The 4536-nt window shown below is 72.1% G+C and carries 4 protein-coding genes; 2 read left to right on the top strand and 2 right to left on the bottom strand.

The features are described from left to right. Positions 1-23: 23 nt before the first annotated feature. Entirely contained in the window at positions 24-1400 is a 1377-nt protein-coding gene (locus EYA84_RS27280) for an NAD(P)/FAD-dependent oxidoreductase (RefSeq protein WP_394347621.1), read from the bottom strand. Between the two features lie 9 nt (positions 1401-1409). Next, positions 1410-2756: an aspartate aminotransferase family protein gene (locus EYA84_RS27275; protein WP_131056637.1), complete on the bottom strand. Its 1347-nt coding sequence runs from the start codon at positions 2754-2756 to the stop codon at positions 1410-1412. 603 nt (positions 2757-3359) lie between these two features. On the opposite strand from EYA84_RS27275, the gene EYA84_RS27270 reads away from it, so the two are divergent. Then, on the top strand, positions 3360-4130 hold the full coding sequence (locus EYA84_RS27270) for a helix-turn-helix transcriptional regulator (protein ID WP_131056635.1): 771 nt from the start codon (positions 3360-3362) through the stop codon (positions 4128-4130). Next, on the top strand, positions 4121-4306 hold the full coding sequence (locus tag EYA84_RS27265; protein ID WP_131056633.1) for a DUF397 domain-containing protein: 186 nt from the start codon (positions 4121-4123) through the stop codon (positions 4304-4306). The genes EYA84_RS27270 and EYA84_RS27265 overlap by 10 nt, the downstream gene beginning before the upstream one ends. Positions 4307-4536: the final 230 nt, after the last annotated feature.

The following is a 4536-nucleotide window of genomic DNA, read 5'->3' as shown; positions in this document are numbered from 1 at the left end:
GAGGGAGGGGGCGGGGGAGGGGGTCAGTGGCCTAGGAGGCGGGAGAAGGTGGCGGCGCGGCGGGAGGCCCGCCCGGTGCGGGACTCGCGTTCGTCGGCGGAGTGCATCAGGCGCAGGCCGGCGTTGACCGCCAGCCAGCGCAGAGGTTCCGGCTCCCAGCGGGGCGAGCGGTGGTTGACCCAGGGGAGGCGGGTCAGGGCGGTCGGTTCGTTCCGGATCAGGTCGGCCAGCGTACGACCGGCGAGGTTGCTGGTGCCCACCCCGTCGCCGACGTACCCGCCGGCCCAGCCCAGCCCGTCGGCCCGGTGGTAGCCGACCGAGGCCGCCCAGTCCCGGGCCACCCCGAGCGGACCGCCCCAGGTGTGCGTGACGGGCACGTCGGGGCCGAGCGTCGGGAAGAGGTCGCCGAGCGTACGGCGGAGGGCGGCGAAGACCCGTGGCTCCCGGTCGTAGTCGGACCGGACCCGCGAGCCGAAGTGGTACGGGGCACCCCGCCCGCCGAAGGCGAGTCGGCCGTCGACCGTGCGTTGGCCGTAGATGATGACGTGCCGGTGGTCGGAGAACGTCTCCCGCTCGGCCAGCCCGATCTCGGCCCAGGTCTCGTCGGGCAGCGGCTCGGTGGCGATCATCAGTGAGTAGACCGGGGCGAGGGCCCGCCGGTGCCCGGTCAGCGCCGGCGTGTAGCCCTCGGTCGCCCGGATCACCACCGGGGCGCGTACGGTGCCGGCCGGGGTGACCGCCGCGCGGGGCCGGATCTCGGTGACCGGGGTGCGCTCGTGGATCGTGACGCCCCGGCGTTCGACGGCACGTGCCAGGCCACGGACCAGCCGCGCCGGGTGCACGGCCGCGCAGTGCGGCGTGTAGGTGGCGGCGCGGACCCCGGTGGCACCGCACCGGGCGACGGCCTCCGCCGGACCGAGCAGGTCCAGGTCCTCCGGGCCGAAACCGAACTGCCGCGCCTCGGCCACCGCCGCCCGGGCGCGCTGCACCTGCGGCGCGCTCCGGGCCAACACCACGGTGCCGCCGTACGACCAGTGGCAGTCGATGCCCTCGGCGGCGACCACCCGGCCGACCTCGCGGACCGTGTCGTGCATGGCGTGCTGCATGGCGATCGCGGCGTCCCGGCCGTGCCGCCGGGCCAACGCGGTCAGCGAGGTGGGCAGCAGCGCGGAGCACCAGCCGCCGTTACGCCCGGACGCGCCGAAGCCGGCCACCTGGCGTTCCAGGACCACGATCCGCAGGGCGGGCTCGGCCTCGGCGAGGTAGTACGCCGTCCACAGTCCGGTGTAGCCCGCGCCCACGATGACCACGTCGGCGACGGTGTCACCGGCCAGCGGCGGGCGTGGCGTCAACGGCTCGTCCACGGTGGACAGCCAGTACGACAGGTCCTGGTAGGCCACCACCGCCTCCTAGAGTCTGGTCCAGGCCTCGGTGAGTACGCCGCGCAGGATCTGTTCGATCTCGTCGAACTGCTGCTGCCCGGCGATCAGCGGTGGGGCGAGCTGCACCACCGGGTCCCCCCGGTCGTCGGCCCGGCAGTAGAGCCCGGCGGAGAACAACGCGCTGGACAGGAAGCCGCGCAGCAGCCGTTCCGACTCGGCCTCGTCGAAGGTCTCCCGGGTGGTCTTGTCCTTGACCAGCTCGATGCCGTAGAAGTAGCCGTCGCCCCGGACGTCGCCGACGATCGGCAGGTCGTGCAACTTCTCCAGGGTCGACCGGAAGGCCGCCTCGTTGGCGCGTACGTGCCCGACGAGGTCCTCACGGGCGAAGACCTCCAGGTTGGCCAGGGCCACCGCGCAGGAGACCGGGTGCCCGCCGAAGGTCACCCCGTGGGCGAACATGCCGGTCTCGGTGAGGAACGGCTCCATCAGCCGGTCGCTGGCGATCATCGCGCCGAGCGGGGCGTACCCCGAGGTGATGCCCTTGGCGGTGGTGATGATGTCCGGCTGGTATCCGTAACGGGTCGCGCCGAAGTACTCGCCGAGCCGACCCCACGAGCAGATCACCTCGTCGCTGACCAGCAGCACGTCGTACGCGTCGCAGATCTCGCGGACCCGCTCGAAGTAGCCGGGCGGCGGTGGGAAGCAGCCGCCCGAGTTCTGCACCGGCTCCAGGAAGACCGCCGCGACGGTGTCCGGCCCCTCCCGCTCGATGGCCCGTCCGATCTCCTCGGCGGCCCAGCGACCGAACGCCACCGGGTCGTCACCGTGCTCCGGAGCCCGGTAGAAGTTGGTGTTCGGCACCTTGATCCCGCCCGGCACCAGCGGCTCGAAGTCCGTCTTGATGCCCGGCAGCCCGGTGATCGACAGGGCGCCCATGGAGGTGCCGTGATAGGCGATGTACCGGCTGACCACCTTGTGCTTGGTGGGCTTGCCGACGCGCTTGAAGTACGCCCGGGCCAGTTTCCAGGCCGCCTCGACCGCCTCCGACCCGCCGGTGGTGAAGAAGACCCGGTTCAGGTCGCCCGGGGCCAGCTCCGAGATCCGCTCGGCCAGCTCCACGGCGGTCGGGTGGGCGTACGACCAGAGCGGGAAGTACGCCAGCTCCCCGGCCTGCTTGGCGCCGGCCTCGGCCAGCTCGGTGCGACCGTGGCCGGCGTTGACGACGAAGAGCCCGGCGAGGCCGTCCAGGTAGCGGCGACCCTGCGAGTCCCAGACGTACGCGCCCTCGCCGCGCACGATCGTCGGTACCTCGCCTGCGGAGTAGCTCGCCATCCGGGTGAAGTGCATCCAGAGGTGGTCGGTGGCGTTCGCCATGTCAGCCCCATCGGGTCTCGGGCCGGTCAGGGGTTCACCGGCCGCTCTGCTCACGGTTATCCCACAGCCCGCCGCCGCGAGGCAAGTGCAATCGGTTGAACTTACGCCTCGATGCAACGGATTTAGCGAGCTTATCCGACTTAGTGCAACGGATTCCGCATCGCCACTGCCCTGCGGCGTCCTCCTGCGGGTCCGGCGCGTCAGCTCGTCGGGTCCCACTGATCTTCGCGCGGCTGGTGGGAGGTCAGGTGCCTCGCTGTCGATCAGTCGAGATCTTGGACAGTTTCCGTTATCTACTAACGGAAACTTTCCAAGGTCCATGTTCGCGATGTGATGGCCGAACCGGCGCCGGCCGGCGACCTCCGCGTCGGCGGGCCTGCCCCGCCCGCTCCCGCCACCGGACCCGCCTCGCCCGCAGGTGGGTGGTGGAGGTGAATGGTGGGCGTCGGGTAGTGCGTCCTGTCCAGGGCATTCGAGGGGCATCTCGGTCGCACCTCAGATGCGCGAAACAGTCCCGCCCGCAACACGCCGAGACCGGGCGGACAGCGCCACCCAGAGTGTCTAGCGTGCGGCGCAACGTGACGCGTGGACGGAGGTCGGCAGATGAACGAGACACTGCGGTTGGCGATGGCTGACAAGGGTGAGACGGCTCAGTCGTTGGCCGGGAAGGTCGGCGTCGACCCGAAGACGGCGGGCCGTTGGGTAGCCGACGGGCGTACCCCGCATCCCGGCACCCGGGCCGCCGTCGCCGCTGTCCTCGGATGCCAGTCGAAGGAACTCTGGCCGGAGCCCCACCGTCGCCGGGACATGCCCTGGTTCCAGGAGTGGGCCCAACTGGAGCAGATCGCCAGCTCGCTGCGGTCGTACCAGCCGCTGCTCGTGCCGGGCCTGCTCCAGACCGAGGCGTACGCCCGAGCGGTGCTGGCGACCGGCGGCCTGGTGGCGCCGACGCAGGTGGGGGAGATCGTGGCGGCGCGACTGGCCCGGCAGCGGGTGCTGGAGCGCGAGGTGCCGCTGCAACTGGTGGCGGTGATCGACGAGGTGGTGCTGCGTCGGCGGGTGGGCGGCGACCGGGCGGTGATGGCCGGGCAACTGCTCCACCTGGCCGAGTGGGGCGAGCGGGAGCACGTGCAGGTCCGGGTGATCCCGGCGGAGAATCCGTGGCACACCGGCCTGGCCGGGCCGTTCGTGCTGGCCCGGACGCCGGACGGCGGTGAGGCGGCCTATCTGGACAATCAGTTGCGCGGTCAGGTGGTGACCGAGCGTGCCGACCTTGCTAGCCTGGGCGCGAGATGGGAGAGCGTCACCGGTGAGGCGCTGCCCCGCCGCCGGTCCATCGAGCTGATCAGGGAAGTGGCGACGACATGGACATGACCGACGCCCGCTGGCGCACCGCCACCCGCAGCAGCAACAACGGCGGCGACTGCGTCGAGGTGGCCGACAACCTGCCCGGCCGGGTCCTGGTGCGCGACAGCAAGGATCGAGCCGGCGGCACCCTGACCTTCGCTCCCGACGCCTGGCGCGCGTTCCTCACCACACTCCCGCGCTGACCTCCCGCACGGCCTTCCCACACCGCACCCGCGCCTCACGCACGGCCCTCCCCGCACGGCCCTCCCCGCGCGGCACCGCGCCTCACGCGCGGCCCTCCCCGCACGGCGATCATGGAGTTGTGGCAGCGACAGACCAGGGCGATCGGCGCGTTTCCGCGACCACAACTCCATGATCGCCGCGAGGCCGCGAGGCCGCGAGGCCGCGAGGCCGCGAGGCCGCGAGGGCGCGA

The organism is Verrucosispora sp. SN26_14.1, from assembly GCF_004307965.1.
Lineage (GTDB): Bacteria > Actinomycetota > Actinomycetes > Mycobacteriales > Micromonosporaceae > Micromonospora.
This window is presented reverse-complemented; position numbering and strand designations above follow the sequence as displayed.